The following is a 16,136-nucleotide window of genomic DNA, read 5'->3' as shown; positions in this document are numbered from 1 at the left end:
GTCCTTCCTCTAGCTGCAGACCTTGAGTGTCGCCTCGGCCAGAATGGAGAGGCCGTGCTCGAGCTCGTCATCGGTAATCGTCAGTGCCGGAAGCAGTTTCACAACCTGGTCGGAGGGTCCGGAGGTCTCCGCGAGCAATCCCTCGTCGAATGCCAGCTGGCAGACCTTGCCGGCGCGCTCGGGTTGATCGAAAACGAGGCCCTGAACCAGGCCGCGTCCGCGGTGCGAGACCTCGCCGGGGAACTGATCGGAGAGATTGGCGAAGCATTCGCTGATGCGTGCGCCCTTCTTCAAGGTTGTCTTCGTCAGTGCGTCGTCGGACCAGTAGTGGTCGAGTGCAACCTTGGAGGTGACGAACGCCGGGTTGTTGCCACGGAAGGTGCCGTTGTGTTCGCCCGGTCCCCAGACGTCGAGTTCACGCTTGAACAGCGTGAGCGCCATCGGCATTCCGTAACCGCTGATCGACTTGGACAGCGTGACGATGTCGGGAACGATTCCGGCCTCTTCGAAGGAGAAGAACGGCCCGGTGCGGCCGCAGCCCATCTGGACGTCGTCGACGATCAGCAGGATGCCACGATCCGAGCACAGTGTTGCCAGCGCCCGAAGCCATTCGGGGCGAGCGACATTGACGCCGCCTTCACCCTGAACGGTCTCGACGATCACTGCCGCGGGACGGTTGATGCCGCTACCGGAATCATCGAGAACGCGGGAGAACCACTGGAAGTCCTCGGTGACGCCGTCGAAGTAGTTGTCGAAGGGCATCGGTGTCGTGTGCACGAGCGGAACACCGGCGCCCGCGCGCTTCATCGAGTTGCCGGTCACGGAGAGTGCACCAAGTGTCATTCCGTGAAATGCGTTGGTGAAGTTGATGACTGCCGAACGTCCGGTCACCTTGCGGGCCAGCTTCAGTGCAGCCTCGACGGTGTTCGATCCGGTCGGGCCGGGGAACTGGACCTTGTAGTCCAGGCCGCGCGGCTCGAGGATGTTGCGCTGAAAGGTCTCGAGGAACTCGCGCTTGGCGACTGTCGACATGTCGAGGCCGTGCGTGATGCCGTCGCTCATGATGTAGTCGACCAGCGCCGATTTGAGCACCGGGTTGTTGTGGCCGTAGTTGAGGGCGCCGGCACCGGCGAAGAAATCGAGATATTCGCGTCCGTTTTCGTCACGAATCCAGGATCCGGATGCGCTGGTGAACACTGCAGGCCAGTCACGGCAGTAGCTGCGGACCTCGGACTCGAGGGTTTCGAAAATGCTTGCTTCGTTGATATTCATATCTTCTTTGTTCCTCCGGGGCATGCTGTATGCCGAGCGCGAAATGCGCTAGGCGCCGATCGTGTAAAGATCTTCGGCTTCGTGTCCATCGGGAAAATCTTTGGGCGAGAACAAGTTCTGCCTGGTTATCGGTACTTCGCGTCGACGTGCGAGCGCAGTGAAGAGTGCGATCGAAGCCTCGTTGTCGGGGCTGATCGTCGTCTCCAGATGTGTAACACCCAGTGGGGCAGTGCGATCCATCAAGTCGGACAGCATGCGAGCAGCAATTGCCTTGCCGCGCTGGTCCTCGTCGACCGCGACTTGCCACACGAACAGGGTTTCCTGCGCGCTGGGACGGGTATAACCGGAAACGAATCCGACTACGCGGCCGTCTACCTCTGCGACGATAGACGTCGCGCTGAAATCCCTGCACCACAACAGGTATGCATAACTCGAATTGAGGTCGAGCACCTTCGAATCACGTGCGATCTCCCAGAGCCGGACTCCGTCATCGATCTGTGGGCTTCTGAACAACACCGCGTCCGGCGCGGTGGTCGGGATAGCTCTCGTATCAACAGGCTTCATCGGTCATCTGAACGTAACAATCATTGCTGTCGAAGTCATGCAGATGTCCGTTTCGGGCCGTGCGGAACCCGTTGCGCCCCAGGTGAGGACATGAATGTGATCGTGCTCACATTATGTAACTTTTGGTGTTGTCCGAGCGACTATTTCGGGCCAAAACTCGCTATTTGGGGCTCGCGAGCGCCAATGGGAGGACCGAATGCGCACCCGCCTGCCGAAGTGCGCGTGCGGCCATCGTGAAAGTCCAACCGGTGTCGGCGATTGCGTCGACAAGAAGTATCGGTCCCTGATGGATACTCATGTCCGGAACTTCCCAAACATCGACCAGTCCGGACACGCGATAGGCGGAGTTCGCTGCCGACACCGGAGGGTGGTCGGGTCGCAAGCGAAGGGTGCCCAGGTCGGTCAATCGCCCGACCTCGGCCAGCTTGGCAGCCAGGCTCGACACCAGCAACGGATGCGTCGTGGATTCGAGGGCCATGACACCGGTGGGGCGCTCGGCCCAATTCCAGGCGGCCAGAACGCTGATACACGCGCTGACCACCGCATCGGGTACCTCGGCGTCGGGACCGTCGAAAAGCGCGCGGAGACGTTGGCCCCAGCCCAGGTCCGACATCCGTCCGAGAATGCGCCCGGTTTCCGGTCCCTCGGTGATCTTCCCGGACAGCTTGACGCCCAGCTTGCTCAGGCCGGTCGGCCACATCTTGCGCGGCTCCAGGTCGAATCCGGGGCGCTGCAAGCGCGCCCGAGTCTCGTCGAGGGCGGTGGTGTCGACAGTGGTGTCGTAGCGATTGCCGGTGCAGTTGTCACAGCGTCCACACTGTGAGTTCTCCGATGTCAGACCAGGATCGTCGAGTTGTTCACGCAGGAAGGTCATTCGGCACGTGGTGATGCTCTGGTACTCGACCATTGCAGCTTGCTCGGCCTGGCGAGCGTCGTCGAGTCGACCGTAACGCTCGGCGTCGTACACCCAAGGTTCTCCGGTGCTGATCCAACCGCCCTTGACTCGTTTGACCGCGCCGTCGACGTCGAGAACTTTGAGGACCATTTCGAGACGGGTGCGATTGAGCTCCACCAGCGGTTCGAGTGCCGGTGTCGACGTGGCCTTTTCGGTGTCGAGGTGCTCGATGACGCTGCGGACCAGATGCTCGCGGGGGAAGGCGACCGAGGCGAAGTAGCTCCAGATCTGCTTGTCCTCGGCGCCCGGCAGCAGGATCACGTCTGCCCTGTCGGTGGAACGCCCGGCGCGGCCCACCTGCTGGTAGTACGAGATAGGCGACGACGGTGCGCCGAGGTGGACGACGAACCCGAGATCAGGCTTGTCGAAGCCCATCCCGAGGGCCGAGGTGGCCACCAGAGCCTTGACGCGATTGCCCAACAGGTCCTGCTCGAGGGATTCACGTTCGGTGGGATCGGTCTGGCCCGTGTAGGCGGCGACGGTATGACCGCGCTCGGAGAGCAGGCTTGCGAGGTCGCGAGCGGCCGAAACCGTCAGCGTGTAGATGATGCCCGATCCCGGCAGCGTCTCGAGCATGTCGGCGAGCCAGGCAGCGCGCGCCGTCGCCTCGGGAATGTGAACCACGGAAAGGTGAAGTGACTCGCGCTCGAGCCCGCCACGAAGTACGAGCGTTTCCTCGCCGCCGACGCCGAGTTGGGCGGACACGTCCTCGACGACGCGGTTGTTGGCCGTAGCCGTGGTCGCGAGGACGGGAATGCCCTCGCCGAGTTCGGCGATCAACGTCCTGATGCGCCGGTAGTCGGGACGGAAGTCGTGTCCCCAGTCGGAAACGCAATGAGCCTCGTCGACCACGACCAGGCCGGCGTCAGCTGCCAGGGACGGGAGCACCTGATCGCGGAAGTCGGGGTTGTTCAGGCGCTCTGGGCTGACCAGAAGTACGTCGAGATCATTGGCTGCAACGCGGGCGTGGATGTCGTCCCACTCCGTGACATTGCCCGAGTTGATGGTCGCGGCTCGCACCCCGGCACGCTCGGCAGAACTGACCTGGTTTCTCATCAGGGCCAACAACGGAGAGACGATGACCGTGGGGCCATGACCTGTTGCCCGGAGCAGCTTCGCCGAGATGAAGTAGACCGCAGACTTGCCCCAGCCGGTCCGCTGGACGACGAGGGCACGCTTGCGTTGCACCACCAGCGCCTCGATGGCCGTCCACTGGTCCTCGCGTAGGCGGGCATCCGGCCCCGCGAGTTCACGGAGCAGTCGCTCGGCTTCGTCGCGCATGGCTGGGGCAGTGGCGGTGGTCATGGACCCCATGGTGCACGACCCTGCCGACACGTGCGGGCTTCAGGCCTTGGCAACAGGTTCCTGCAGCTCGGTGACCCAGCCGTCGACGTCCTCCGGGCACGCCAGCGTGACCTCCCGGCTGGGGCCGGCATTGCGGTATCCCGCTGCGTCGATCCACTGAGCCAAGGCTTGATAGGCGGGTAGGCAGTTGTCCATCGACCCTTTGTGCAGCAGCGAGGCCACCTGAGCTTCGGCCTGCAGTTCGACGACCGCGAACTCGTAGTCGCCCTCGGGATCCGCATCGACCGGTAGCGCGGCATGCACGACGACGTTCTCGTCGTCACCGGCATCCTCGTAGTACGCGAGCGCAGGTCCGATCGTGGCGATACCGGCACGATCCAAACCGGTGCACAGGCGCTCGTACAGCCCGCGAACCACCGGACCGATCGACGACGGATCCATCGTCTTGGCGATACCGGTCAACTCTGCGACCCGCAGCGCCGGAACGGACTTGATCACAACCTCGTATGCGGACATCTGTCCCTCACTTTCGATGATGCGTAGGCGCGCCTGTACATGCGCCAGTCGCGCGGTGTCTTCCTGGATTCGGGTTTCGAGTTCTGCTCGGCGAAGCGTGAGCATCCCGCGGATTTCGTCGACGGTGACCGCCGACTCCACCACCTGCTGGACCTGGGCCAGGGTCAGGCCCAACTCCTTGAGTGCGACGATGCGGTTGAGCAGCGCCAACTGGCCCGCGGTGTACGAGCGGTACCCGGTGGATGCGTCGACCCTCGCGGGCGCGAGCAGGCCGATGGCGTCGTAGTGGCGGAGCATGCGCACGGACACACGACCTGCTCTCGCGAAGTCTCCGATGCTCAACATTGTTGCTCGCCCCGTTTCTCTCTCACAAACCCGATACCTACAGGTTTAGAACCTCACACGGTGCCAGAGTCAAGCTGTCGGTTCAGGACTTTTTCGATCGCAGCGCGAGTGGGTGACGACACCGAAGCGCCGCGGGCCGTCGTCGCCAGACTTCCCGCCGTGGCAGCGAACTGCAGGGCGCGGTCCTGGTCCTGCACCCACTCCACGGCGAAGGCGCCGGTGAAAGCATCGCCTGCGCCAGTTGTATCCACGGGTGTCACGGCCGGGGAGTCGGCGTGGATTGTCTCCTCGCCCGACCGGAGATCCGCGCCGCCGGCCCCGAGCGTCGTGACGAGGTATCGGACGCGACCGGTGACCGCGGCCAACTGCTCCGACTCGGTCTGGTTGACGATCAAGATGTCGACTGCATCGATCAGTGAATCCGGAAGTTCTTGCACAGGAGACGGATTGAGGATGACCGTCGTCCCGTTAGCATGTGCGTGCTCGGCTGCTGCTGTAACTGTCTCGACCGGGATCTCGAGTTGGCACAGGAGGATGTCGGCGCGGGAGATCGCGTCGAGGTCTGCTTCGGTCAACGAAGTGATCGAGGAATTGGCGCCCGGGACGACGATGATGTTGTTCTCCGCGTCTTCGCTCACGGTGATGGCCGCGACGCCACTCGGGCCGTCGACACTACGTAGCAGTGCGGTGTCGACCCCGGCGTCTTGTAGGGTCTCGCGCAACTGGGTGCCGAAACCGTCGTCGCCGACCGCGCCGACGAAGGACACGTCCCCACCGGCCTTCGCGGCGGCGATGGCCTGGTTACTGCCCTTACCTCCGGCCGCGGTGGCAAAGGCAGTGCCGAGCAGCGTTTCTCCCGGAGCGGGGAATCTGGACACTGACGTGGTCAGATCCATGTTGATACTGCCGACGACGACGATTCGAGGCGTGCTCATACCTCGAGGTTATCGGCCTTCATTCTCTTGCGGCGAACCTTGCGGATGATCCGGCGTGCTTCCTCGTCGGTGGCCACGGCGGGCGGAGAACCGTCCAGTGGCTTCCGTGCGGTCTCGGGGATCATCAGGACTGCGATACCACCGATCACCGCGGCGATCATCATGTACATCGGTGCGACCAGATTGCTGCCCGTTGCACTTTCGAGAGCTGTCAGCACCAGGGGAGTGGTTCCACCGAAGATCGACACCGCGAGGTTGTATCCGATTGCCAAGCCGCCGTACCTGATTCCGGTCGGAAAGAGTGCGGGAAGCACAGACGGGAACACCCCGACGAACAGCAGGAGCAAGCCGCCGAGAATGGCGAGTCCCAGGAAGACCGTCACGTAGTTGCCGATGCCGATCAACAGGTAGGCAGGCAGGGACAGGACGAAGAATCCGATGAAACCGCTGAGCAGCAAGGGTTTACGCCCGACGCGGTCCGAGAACTTTCCGACGTAGCTGATTCCCATCATCATCACGATCATGACGATGATCATCAGAACGAGTCCGTGGGATTCGTCGTAACCCAACGTGTTGGTCAGATACGTCGGCATGTAGCTGAGCAGGCCGTAGTGAGCGATGTTGTACGTGGCCACCAGGACGATGCACAGAACAAGCGGACGCCAGTTGTCGACGAGAGTTTCGCGTAGTTTCTTGCCTGTGGATTCATCTGCGAGGGAGCGCTCTTCGGCCTGCTCCATCATCTGGAATGCGGGAGTTTCCTCCAAACGCAGACGGAGGTACAGGCCGATGAGACCCAGAGGTCCGGCAATGAGGAAGGGGATGCGCCAGCCCCACTGGAGGAGGTCCTCGGCGCTGACGACGGTCTGGATGATCGTCACGATGCCCGCTGCCGCCACATATCCTGCCAGAGTCCCGAATTCGAGGAAGCTGGCGAAGAAGCCGCGGCGCTTGTCCGGTGCGTATTCGGCGACGAACGTACTGGCCCCGCCGTATTCGCCGCCCGTGGAAAAGCCCTGCAACAGGCGTAGGAGTACCAGCAGGATCGGGGCGGCGATACCGATGGACTCGTAGCTCGGGATGAGGCCGATGGCGAAGGTGCTGCCGGCCATCAGAATGATGGTGGTGGCAAGGACTTTCTTGCGTCCGATGCGGTCACCGAGTGGACCGAAGAACAATCCGCCGAGAGGGCGGACGATGAAGGCTGCTGCAAAAATTGCAAACGTCGAGAGGAGTTGAGCGCTGCCGCTCGCGTCCGGGAAGAACACTTTTCCGATAGTGGTAGCTAGATATGCGTAAACGCCGAAATCGAACCACTCCATGGCATTTCCGAGCATCGTTGCCTTGACAGCGCGCTTGACGGACGCATTGTCGGTGACGCAGACATCGGGTGATTCGGCCACTTCGAGAGCGCTGATCGAGTTCTCTGGTGTAGTCATGACATGCGCTCCCCAGCGCAATCATCGAACCGAGCGGGGCACGTACCTGATGCACGCATCTTTTCGTTGCCCACTCGCCGATGAGCCGGTCGGGAAATCGAGCGTCCGCGTGCCCTGTGGCTCGTTGCGACCCCCGTCGCACGGCTCTGGCCCGCGGCAGTGTCCGGAGCCCACAGGGCTCCGGACTACCGGCAAGTAAGACGCTTACGCTATCAAAGTTGGGCGCGGGAGCCGATTTTCGGGCTAGAAGGCGCGGGCGTACTGCGACGGGATATGTGGTCCGACCTCGGCGTTCAGTTCCCGCGCCGCCCGGCGCGCCCAGTACGGATCACGCAACAGTTCGCGGCCGAGGAGCACCGCCACTGCGCTTCCGTCCTCGACGATCTTCTCGGCCTGTTCGGGTTCGGTGATGAGGCCGACGGCGGCGGCCGGTAACAGGCTCTCGTTCTGCAGGCGACGGGCGAACGGAACCTGGTATCCCGGTTCCACCGGAATCTGTGCCGCCGGTGAATTACCGCCAGTGGAGACGTCGACGAGATCGACCCCGTAATCGGAGAGGATGTTGGCCAGGGCAACGGTCTGATCCGCGGTCCAGCTGTCGACCTCGAGCCCACGCTCTTCCGTCAGCCAATCGGTCGCCGAGACCCGGACGAAGAGCGGTAGCTCGGCCGGCCACACCTCGCGGACTGCTGTCAGGATTTCGAGGAGCAATCGAATGCGGTTCTCGAAGCTGCCTCCGTAGCGGTCCGTTCGCTTGTTGCTCTCGGGGGAGAGGAACTGATGGATCAGGTATCCGTGGGCCGCGTGAATTTCCACGACCTTGAATTCGGCCTTCAATGCGCGGGTAGCCGCCGCTGCGAAGTCCGCGACGACCTTCTCGATGCCCTCCGTGGTGAGCTCGATCGGATCGGCAAGGTGACCGAACGGAACCGCGCTCGGGGCAACCGTCTGCCACGAGAGTCGGTCGTCGGCGGGCAGACTCTTGCCGCCGCGCCACGGAACCTGCGTCGACGCTTTGCGTCCGGCGTGGGCCAGCTGAATTCCGGGCACTGCGCCGAAGTACGCGAGTTGCGCGTTGATCTCGGCGAAGGCTTGCGCCTGCGTGTCGTTCCAGATCCCCAGATCAGCTGCCGATATCCGGCCTTCGGGACTGACGGCCGTCGCCTCGGTGAGAATCAGGCCGGTGCCGCCGATTGCACGGCTCACCAGATGCGTGCGATGCCACTCGTTGGGCACTCCGACCTGGTCGCCGATGACGTCGGCCGAGTACTGGCACATCGGTGCCATCCAGACGCGGTTCGGGATGGTGACGCCACGCAGGGTCAAAGGCTCGAACAACACACTCACGGATGGCTCCTGACTCGAAGAAGAAGGTCGGTGGGTGCAACAGCGCCGCGCGTCGGAATTGTTCCCCGGCGGTCCGCCGAAATGTTCGCAGGCGGTCCGCCGGAATGGTCCCGGGTGGTCACAGCCTCGTTCCGCCGAGCAGGCCGCGGAGGTGGGTGGTTAATGTGTATTCATGACCGCTGTGACTTCCAACGCAGAAACCGTCGACTCGAACGCGTCCGACACCAAGTCCGTCGTGCACGACGCCGCACGCCGAGCCCGTAAGGCTTCGCGCGTCCTGGCTCTGCTGACCACGGCGCAGAAGGATGCTGCTCTCCACGCCGCAGCCGACGCAGTTCTCGCGGCAAGTGATCGGATTCTCGCGGCCAACGCTCTCGATATCGACACCGCGAAGGCGGGTGGCACCGAGGAATCGCTGCTCGACCGTCTTCGTCTGACCGCTGACCGCATCGAGGGCATCGCGTCAGGTCTGCGCCAGGTTGCCGGACTACCTGATCCGATCGGCGAAGTTCTTCGCGGCTCCACTCTGCCGAACGGTTTGGAACTACGGCAGCAGCGCGTTCCGCTCGGTGTCGTCGGCATGGTGTACGAGGCTCGTCCCAACGTGACCGTCGATGCCTTCGGGCTCACCCTCAAATCGGGAAATGCTGCGCTGCTTCGTGGTTCGTCCTCGGCGGTCAAGTCCAACGAAGCGTTGGTAGCGGCCCTGCGTGCGTCGCTGGTTGCTCAGGGACTGCCCGAGGACTCCGTCCAACTTCTGCCGAGTGCGGATCGCTCCACGGTCACTCATTTGATTCAGGCCCGTGGCCTCGTCGACGTCGTCATCCCACGAGGCGGCGCCGGCCTGATCAGCGCCGTAGTTCGCGATGCCACCGTTCCCACCATCGAGACCGGTGTCGGTAACTGCCACGTCTACGTTCACTCGGCCGCCGATCTGCTCATGGCCGAGAAGATTCTTCTCAACTCCAAGACCCGTCGGCCCAGCGTGTGCAACACCGCGGAGACTGTGTTGGTCGACGCCGCCATCGCCGAGACGGCCGTGCCGAAGTTGCTTCAAGCGCTTCAGATGCACGACGTCGTCGTGCACGGCGATCTGCCTGGACTCGTCCCGGCCACCGAGGACGACTGGTCGAAGGAGTACCTCACGCTCGACGTCGCGCTCAAGGTCGTCGAGAACCTGGACGCTGCAGTCGAGCACATCGACCAGTACGGGACCGGCCACACCGAAGCCATCGTGACTTCCGATCTCTCGGCTGCCCGTGAGTTCACCGCTCGCGTCGACGCCGCGGCAGTGATGGTCAATGCGTCGACTGCCTTCACCGACGGTGAGCAGTTCGGATTCGGCGCCGAGATCGGCATCTCCACCCAGAAACTGCACGCGCGTGGCCCCATGGGGCTACCGGAACTGACGTCCACCAAGTGGATCGTCTGGGGCGACGGGCACACCCGACCCGCCTGAAAAGTTCACCAGACTTGCCCCACCCTTTTTAGGAGTTAACCGTGGACCGAGCTCTTCCCGATACAACACCGTTCTTCTCGAGCGTCGACGACGTGATCGAGCGTTTGGCCGAGACGGGTTACCTGTCCGACAAGGGCACTGCAACGGCAGTGTTCCTGGCCGACCGACTGGGCAAGCCCCTGCTCATCGAGGGCCCGGCCGGTGTCGGTAAGACGGAACTCGCCCGCGCAGTCGCCCAGACCACGGGCGCAGAACTGGTGCGTCTGCAGTGCTACGAGGGCGTCGACGAGGCTCGTGCACTCTACGAGTGGAACCACGCGAAGCAGATTCTTCGGATTCAGTCGGGCGGGGCGAGCGGAGCGAGGGGTGATGTCGCGGTCGACCACAGCTGGGACTCGACGAAGGCGGATGTCTTCTCGGAGGAGTTCCTGCTCGCACGTCCACTGCTCAAGGCCATTCGCCGCGAGGACCCGACGGTGCTGTTGATCGACGAGACGGACAAGGCAGACGTCGAGATCGAAGGTCTGCTCCTCGAAGTGCTCAGCGACTTCGCGGTCACGATCCCCGAGCTCGGAACGATCACCGCCACCCGCAAGCCGTTCACGGTGCTGACGTCCAACGCCACGCGCGAACTCTCGGAGGCTCTTAAGCGTCGTTGCCTCTTCCTGCATCTCGATTTCCCGGACGCCGACCTCGAGCGTCGCATCCTCGCAAGCCGGGTGCCGGAGCTTCCTGAAGCGATTGCCGAGCAGCTGGTCAACACCATTCGTGTTCTTCGCGGAATGCAGCTCAAGAAGGTTCCGTCGGTGTCCGAAACCATCGACTGGGGACGCACCCTTCTCGCTCTGGGCATGGACACGCTCGACGACGACGCCGTACGCGCCACGCTCGGTGTCATCCTCAAGCACCAGTCCGATCAGGTGCGCGCCGCCGCTGAACTTCGGCTGAACTGAGGTCTGTCATGGCTCCCGCAGGATCGACGTCGCCGCTCTCACCCGGCGGCCTGGCAGCGCCGCACGGGATTCCCGGTCACCTCGTCGATTTTGTCGAGGCTCTGCGACGACGCGGAATCATGGTCGGCCCGTCCGAGACCGTCGACGCCGGTCAGGTCATGTCGGTTCTCGACCTGCTCGATCGTGAAGCGCTTCGTGAAGGGCTGGCATGCTCGCTCCTGCGTCGACCTACCCACCGGGCGACGTTCGACGCCGTCTTCGACCTGTGGTTCCCCAAGGCGATCGGTGACCGTGCGGTCGGCGACGTCGACGTCACACTGCCGCGCAAGCCAGACGGCTCGATCGACCTACAGGCATTGCGTGAGCTGATCGCCGAACTGCTGACAGACGGCAGCGACGAGGCGATGGAGATGACCGAACTCCTGACCGCCGCGATGGTCGAGGAACTCGGGCAGTACCAGTCGAGTAACGGCCCGTCGTTCTCCGCCTATCAGGCGCTGCGTGACGTCGCCCCGGAGACGTTGCTCAACAAGATCCTGCAAGGTCTACTCGGCAACCAGGAAGGCGCCGGGTCCGAGGGCAAGGACAATTCCGACTATCAGTCCGAGGTCGCCAAGCGCACGGCAGCGCAGCGCATCGCGGACTTCCGCAAGATGGTCGAGAAGGAAACGCGTCGACGCACCGCCGAGAATCTGGGTAAGGAACGCGTCGCCACGTACGGCGTTCCGAAACTCGCCGAGGAAGTCGACTTCCTGCGGGCCTCCGACGCCGAACTCACCACACTGAAGAAGAACGTCGCACCACTCGCGCGTCTGTTGGCCAGCCGTCTCGCGGTGCGTCGTAGCCGCTCTCGCTCGGGTTCGATCGACCTGCGTCGCACGTTGCGCAAGTCCATGTCGACGGGCGGAGTGCCGATCGATCTGGTGCAGCGCAAGCCGAAGCGAGCGCGGCCGGAACTTGTGGTGATGTGTGACGTGTCGGGTTCGGTAGCGGGGTTCAGCCATTTCACCCTGCTCCTCGTCAACGCGTTGCGCGAGCAGTTCTCACGAGTGAGGGTGTTCGCGTTCATCGACACGACCGACGAGGTCACGCGGTTCTTCGACTCGAACGCAGACCTCGGGTCCGCGATGTCACGGATGGTGCGTGAAGCCGAACTGATCACCTACGACGGCCACTCCGACTACGGGCACGCCTTCGGGGTCTTCCAGGAGAAGTTCGCGCAGTCGATCACCAGTCGCACGTCGCTGCTGGTACTCGGCGACGGTCGCAACAACTACCGCGATCCCAACCTCCAGTCGCTGTCGCAGATGGTTGCGGTTGCCAAGCACGCACACTGGCTCAACCCTGAGCCGAAGGGGCAATGGGGAACGGGTGACTCCGCGGCGAAGGTGTACAACGAGGTCATCAGCATGCACGAGTGCCGCTCGGCCCAGCAGCTTGCCGACGTCGTGTCCCGTCTGCTGCCGGTCTGACCCGTAAGCTCGACACTCGTGCAGAAGGGACTATCGGTGGAACGTGCTCGACGCCTCGGAGTGATGGGTGGCACCTTCGACCCCATTCACCATGGCCACCTCGTTGCGGCCAGTGAGGTCGCCGACCGGTTCGGACTCGACGAAGTGATCTTCGTCCCCACCGGGCGGCCCTGGCAGAAGCAGGGGAGGGGCGTCAGTCCTGCCGAGGACCGGTACCTCATGACGGTCATCGCCACCGCCTCCAACCCGCGGTTTTCCGTCTCTCGGGTCGACGTCGACCGTGAAAAAGTGACGTACACCGTGGACACACTGCGAGACCTCCGGGCCTACCATCCCGACGCCGAACTCTTCTTCATCACCGGTGCCGATGCGCTGGCCAGCATCCTTTCCTGGCAAGATTGGGAAGAGTTGTTCGCATTGGCGAAGTTCGTCGGGGTATCGCGACCGGGTTTCGATCTCAATGCAGAGCATCTGGCCGGTCACCTCGACACCATGCCCGCCGACGCGGTCACGTTGATAGAGATTCCGGCACTTGCCATTTCGTCGACCGAATGTCGGCGTCGTGCAAGTGAAGACCGCCCCGTCTGGTACCTGGTGCCGGACGGAGTGGTGCAGTACATCTCGAAGCGGAACCTGTATCGACCTGTCGACGCGGAGCGCCGCGACGGAGCTACAACGATGTCGGAGCCCGCACCGGGGAAGTCGGAAGCCGTCCCGGGCGCCGAATCGAGCTAGCCGAGAACAACAAGTACTTTCTGAAGACGAAACTGGAGAACATCGAGTGAGTGCAAACACCGAAGCCATCGACATGGCACGCATCGCGGCCTTGGCAGCCGACGAGAAGCTGGCCACCGAAGTGGTGGTGCTCGATGTGTCCGAACAGTTGGTCATCACGGACTGCTTCGTGATCGCATCTGCGACCAACGAGCGTCAGGTCAACTCGATTGTCGAGAACATCGAAGACCGCCTCCGCGAAGCGGGACACAAGCCGGTCCGCCGTGAAGGCACCCGCGAGGGCCGCTGGGCACTGCTCGACTACGCCGACATCGTCGTCCACGTCCAGCATGACGAGGAGCGCAACTTCTACGCTCTCGATCGTCTGTGGAAGGACTGCCCGACGGTCGAGGTCGAAGGCCTCGGACAGAACCGTCCCGGCCCCGCCGATGCCAACACGGTGTTCGAGACCGACACGGTTTCCGAGCCGGACGCGCAGGACCCCTCGCTGTGACTTCGTCGGCGCCCAGTGCGGCGTCGAACCCTGTCCGCCGGCTCATCCTGCTGCGTCACGGACAGACCGAATACAACGCCGACTCTCGGATGCAGGGGCAACTCGACACCGACCTGTCGGAGCTGGGACGCACGCAGGCCAAGAGTGCAGGTCCGGTGATCGCCGATCGCAGACCGTTGACGATCGTGTCCTCGGATCTGCGGCGCGCGTATTTCACGGCAGTCGCTGTCGGTGACGCCGCCGGACTTCCGGTCCTCACCGACACGCGTCTGCGTGAGACACACCTGGGTGAATGGCAAGGCCTGACTCATCATGACGTCGACGAGCGCACTCCCGGTGTGCGATCTGCCTGGCGAGCGGATGCCACGTTGGCGCCGCCCGGCGGCGAAAGCCGAATCGACGTCGCGAATCGTAGCCTCCCCGTAGTTCACGAATTGCTCGACACGCACCCGGACTGGGCCGAGCGGCCCGTAGTTCTGGTGGCGCACGGAGGCTTGATCGCGGCACTGACAGCGGCATTGCTCGACCTACCCGTCGATCGCTGGGCCGTCCTCGGCGGATTGGGAAACACCAGTTGGGTGCAACTCAGCGGACACGGCGACGTCAAGTCGATCGAGTGGCGACTCGACGTATGGAATGCTTCTGCGAGTGTCGCAAATGACGTCCTCTGAAAGTGCCGACGGGCAGCGCCCCGTCCTCCTCGTGCTCGCGGATTCGCTGTCGTATTTCGGCCCCAAGGGCGGCCTCGCGGCAGATCATCCACGCATCTGGCCCAACATCGTGGCCGACGAACTCGGCTGGGACGTCGAGTTGGTCGCCCGTATCGGCTGGACGTGCCGCGACGCGTGGTGGGCACTGACTCAGGATCCTCGTGTGTGGGCGGCGGTGCCGCGGGCCGGCGCCGTCGTGTTCGCGGTCGGCGGTATGGACTCGCTACCGTCCCCATTGCCTACCGCGCTCCGCGAGACCATCCGCTACGTTCGTCCTCCGGCGCTTCGACGCGTGGTGCGCGAGGGTTATCAGTGGCTGCAGCCGCGGCTTGCACCTCTGGGCCGCCCGGTCGCACTTCCGCCCAAGCTGAGCGTCGAGTATTTGGAAAGCTCGCGAAATGCGTTGGAGTACATGCGGCCGGAACTGCCGATGATCGCGACCCTGCCGTCGGTGCACCGCAGCGATGCCTACGCGAGCGTGCACGCCGGACGACCTGCCGCGGTGTCCGCGATCACCGAGTGGGCTACGGAGAAAGACGTTCCCGTAGTCGATCTCGCGGATGCAGTGCGTGACAACGTCTTTTCCGAGAACGGCAACCCCGACGGTATTCACTGGGGTTGGGACGGTCATGTCGGTGTAGCCCGCGCGATGATCGCTGCGATTCGCGGGGTGGAGTCGAAGAAAGTGGTTTCGCCGCAACTGGTATCACCGCCGAGCGAAGTCGGGTAGCAGAATGCCGGTCGTCGTCGTCACGGATTCCTCCGCCTGCATCCCGCAGGAGTCGGCCGACGCATGTGGGATTCAGGTGGTTCCGCTCCATGTGCTCCGTGACGGCTGCGACTTGCGTGAGGGTGTCGACGCAATGCCGAGCGACCTGTCAGGAGTGACAACGGCCGGAGCGTCGCCCGCCGAGTTGTCCGAAGCGTATGCACGCGCCCTGGACATGAGCGACGGTGACGGCGTTCTCGCCGTGCACATTTCACGGCAACTCTCGGGAACGTGGGAAGCCGGACGAGTCGCAGCCCAGGAGTTCGGAGGAGCCGTCCGGATCGTCGATTCGCAGTCGGCCGGAATGGGTTTGGGCTATCCCGCTCTCGAAGCTGCGCGCTTGGCCGAGAAGGGCGCGTCACTCGAAGAGGCGTACGGCCGGGCGGTCGACGTCGCGAGTCGTGGGCGCTGCTACATCGTCGTCGACAAACTTGATCAATTGCGTCGGGGCGGACGAATCGGAACCGCAGCCGCGTTGTTGGGTACTGCATTGGCGATGAAGCCGATCCTGCATCTGGTGGATGGCAAGCTCGTGCTCGGTGAAAAAACACGTACGACCACCAAAGCGCTTGCACGCTTGGTGGATTCGGCAGTCGAGCGCGCCGGTCTCGGCCGCGTGGCGATAGCCGTGCATCACATGCGAGCGCGAGAGCGTGCCGACGCGATAGCGGAACAGTTGGCCGAGCGCATTCCCGATGTGGCGGAATCCGTGGTCACCGACTTCAGTGCGGTTATCGGAGCGCACGTCGGTGTCGGCGCGATCGGTGTTGTCGTGTGTCCGCTGCCGGAGATCGACAGCGCGGTGGACGCGAACACCTGATCGTTTCTCCACAATCCGCGAGTTCTCCACAGATTGAAATTGCTCGT

Annotated in this window: 15 protein-coding genes; 8 read left to right on the top strand and 7 right to left on the bottom strand. The window is 63.4% G+C overall.

Annotation, left to right across the window (positions count from 1 at the left end; genetic code table 11):
* Nucleotides 1–9: 9 nt before the first annotated feature.
* The 7 genes from ectB to FEZ59_RS01865 all read right to left on the bottom strand — a co-directional run bounded on the left by ectB (nucleotide 10) and on the right by FEZ59_RS01865 (nucleotide 8,678).
* Complete coding sequence (gene ectB, locus FEZ59_RS01895; protein ID WP_020969986.1) at nucleotides 10–1,272, bottom strand: diaminobutyrate--2-oxoglutarate transaminase; 1,263 nt, start codon at nucleotides 1,270–1,272, stop codon at nucleotides 10–12.
* A gap of 48 nt (nucleotides 1,273–1,320) precedes the next feature.
* The gene (ectA, locus tag FEZ59_RS01890) at nucleotides 1,321–1,836 is read right to left on the bottom strand and encodes a diaminobutyrate acetyltransferase (RefSeq protein ID WP_019749063.1); all 516 of its coding nucleotides are present in this window, start codon (nucleotides 1,834–1,836) and stop codon (nucleotides 1,321–1,323) included.
* A gap of 160 nt (nucleotides 1,837–1,996) precedes the next feature.
* Entirely contained in the window at nucleotides 1,997–4,096 is a 2,100-nt protein-coding gene (locus tag FEZ59_RS01885; protein ID WP_046378764.1) for a DEAD/DEAH box helicase, read from the bottom strand.
* A 39-nt stretch (nucleotides 4,097–4,135) separates the two neighbouring features.
* Nucleotides 4,136–4,957 carry a MerR family transcriptional regulator gene (locus FEZ59_RS01880; protein ID WP_134999566.1) on the bottom strand — a complete coding sequence of 274 codons (822 nt, stop codon included), beginning with the start codon at nucleotides 4,955–4,957 and terminating at the stop codon, nucleotides 4,136–4,138.
* A 53-nt stretch (nucleotides 4,958–5,010) separates the two neighbouring features.
* Nucleotides 5,011–5,892, bottom strand: coding sequence for a ribokinase (locus FEZ59_RS01875; RefSeq protein ID WP_172932153.1), 882 nt, complete (start codon nucleotides 5,890–5,892; stop codon nucleotides 5,011–5,013).
* On the bottom strand, nucleotides 5,889–7,331 hold the full coding sequence (locus FEZ59_RS01870; RefSeq protein WP_019749059.1) for an MFS transporter: 1,443 nt from the start codon (nucleotides 7,329–7,331) through the stop codon (nucleotides 5,889–5,891). The genes FEZ59_RS01875 and FEZ59_RS01870 overlap by 4 nt, the downstream gene beginning before the upstream one ends.
* A 243-nt stretch (nucleotides 7,332–7,574) precedes the next feature.
* On the bottom strand, nucleotides 7,575–8,678 hold the full coding sequence (locus FEZ59_RS01865; protein ID WP_080910050.1) for an NADH:flavin oxidoreductase/NADH oxidase: 1,104 nt from the start codon (nucleotides 8,676–8,678) through the stop codon (nucleotides 7,575–7,577).
* A 172-nt stretch (nucleotides 8,679–8,850) separates the two neighbouring features.
* Here FEZ59_RS01865 and FEZ59_RS01860 point away from each other — a divergent pair, with 172 nt between their 5' ends.
* From FEZ59_RS01860 to FEZ59_RS01825, 8 genes are read left to right on the top strand one after another with little or no spacing between them, the layout of a single operon-like run.
* Complete coding sequence (locus FEZ59_RS01860; protein WP_019749057.1) at nucleotides 8,851–10,137, top strand: glutamate-5-semialdehyde dehydrogenase; 1,287 nt, start codon at nucleotides 8,851–8,853, stop codon at nucleotides 10,135–10,137.
* Nucleotides 10,138–10,178: 41 nt separating this feature from the next.
* Nucleotides 10,179–11,090, top strand: coding sequence for a MoxR family ATPase (locus tag FEZ59_RS01855; RefSeq protein WP_019749056.1), 912 nt, complete (start codon nucleotides 10,179–10,181; stop codon nucleotides 11,088–11,090).
* Nucleotides 11,091–11,098: 8 nt separating this feature from the next.
* The gene (locus FEZ59_RS01850) at nucleotides 11,099–12,562 is read left to right on the top strand and encodes a VWA domain-containing protein (protein ID WP_020908216.1); all 1,464 of its coding nucleotides are present in this window, start codon (nucleotides 11,099–11,101) and stop codon (nucleotides 12,560–12,562) included.
* A gap of 18 nt (nucleotides 12,563–12,580) precedes the next feature.
* A complete protein-coding gene (gene nadD, locus FEZ59_RS01845) occupies nucleotides 12,581–13,297 on the top strand; it encodes a nicotinate-nucleotide adenylyltransferase (RefSeq protein WP_080657183.1) in 717 nt (238 codons plus the stop codon).
* A gap of 46 nt (nucleotides 13,298–13,343) precedes the next feature.
* A complete protein-coding gene (rsfS, locus tag FEZ59_RS01840; protein WP_003944502.1) occupies nucleotides 13,344–13,790 on the top strand; it encodes a ribosome silencing factor in 447 nt (148 codons plus the stop codon).
* Complete coding sequence (locus FEZ59_RS01835) at nucleotides 13,787–14,461, top strand: histidine phosphatase family protein (RefSeq protein WP_019749053.1); 675 nt, start codon at nucleotides 13,787–13,789, stop codon at nucleotides 14,459–14,461. Before rsfS ends, FEZ59_RS01835 begins: the two co-directional genes overlap by 4 nt.
* A complete protein-coding gene (octT, locus tag FEZ59_RS01830) occupies nucleotides 14,448–15,230 on the top strand; it encodes a diglucosylglycerate octanoyltransferase (RefSeq protein ID WP_019749052.1) in 783 nt (260 codons plus the stop codon). The genes FEZ59_RS01835 and octT overlap by 14 nt, the downstream gene beginning before the upstream one ends.
* Before the next feature lie 4 nt (nucleotides 15,231–15,234).
* Nucleotides 15,235–16,089 carry a DegV family protein gene (locus FEZ59_RS01825; RefSeq protein ID WP_019749051.1) on the top strand — a complete coding sequence of 285 codons (855 nt, stop codon included), beginning with the start codon at nucleotides 15,235–15,237 and terminating at the stop codon, nucleotides 16,087–16,089.
* Nucleotides 16,090–16,136 lie beyond the last annotated feature (47 nt).

It is taken from the genome of Rhodococcus sp. MS13 (assembly GCF_013277835.1).
In the GTDB taxonomy this organism is placed as follows: domain Bacteria; phylum Actinomycetota; class Actinomycetes; order Mycobacteriales; family Mycobacteriaceae; genus Rhodococcus_F; species Rhodococcus_F erythropolis.
This window is presented reverse-complemented; position numbering and strand designations above follow the sequence as displayed.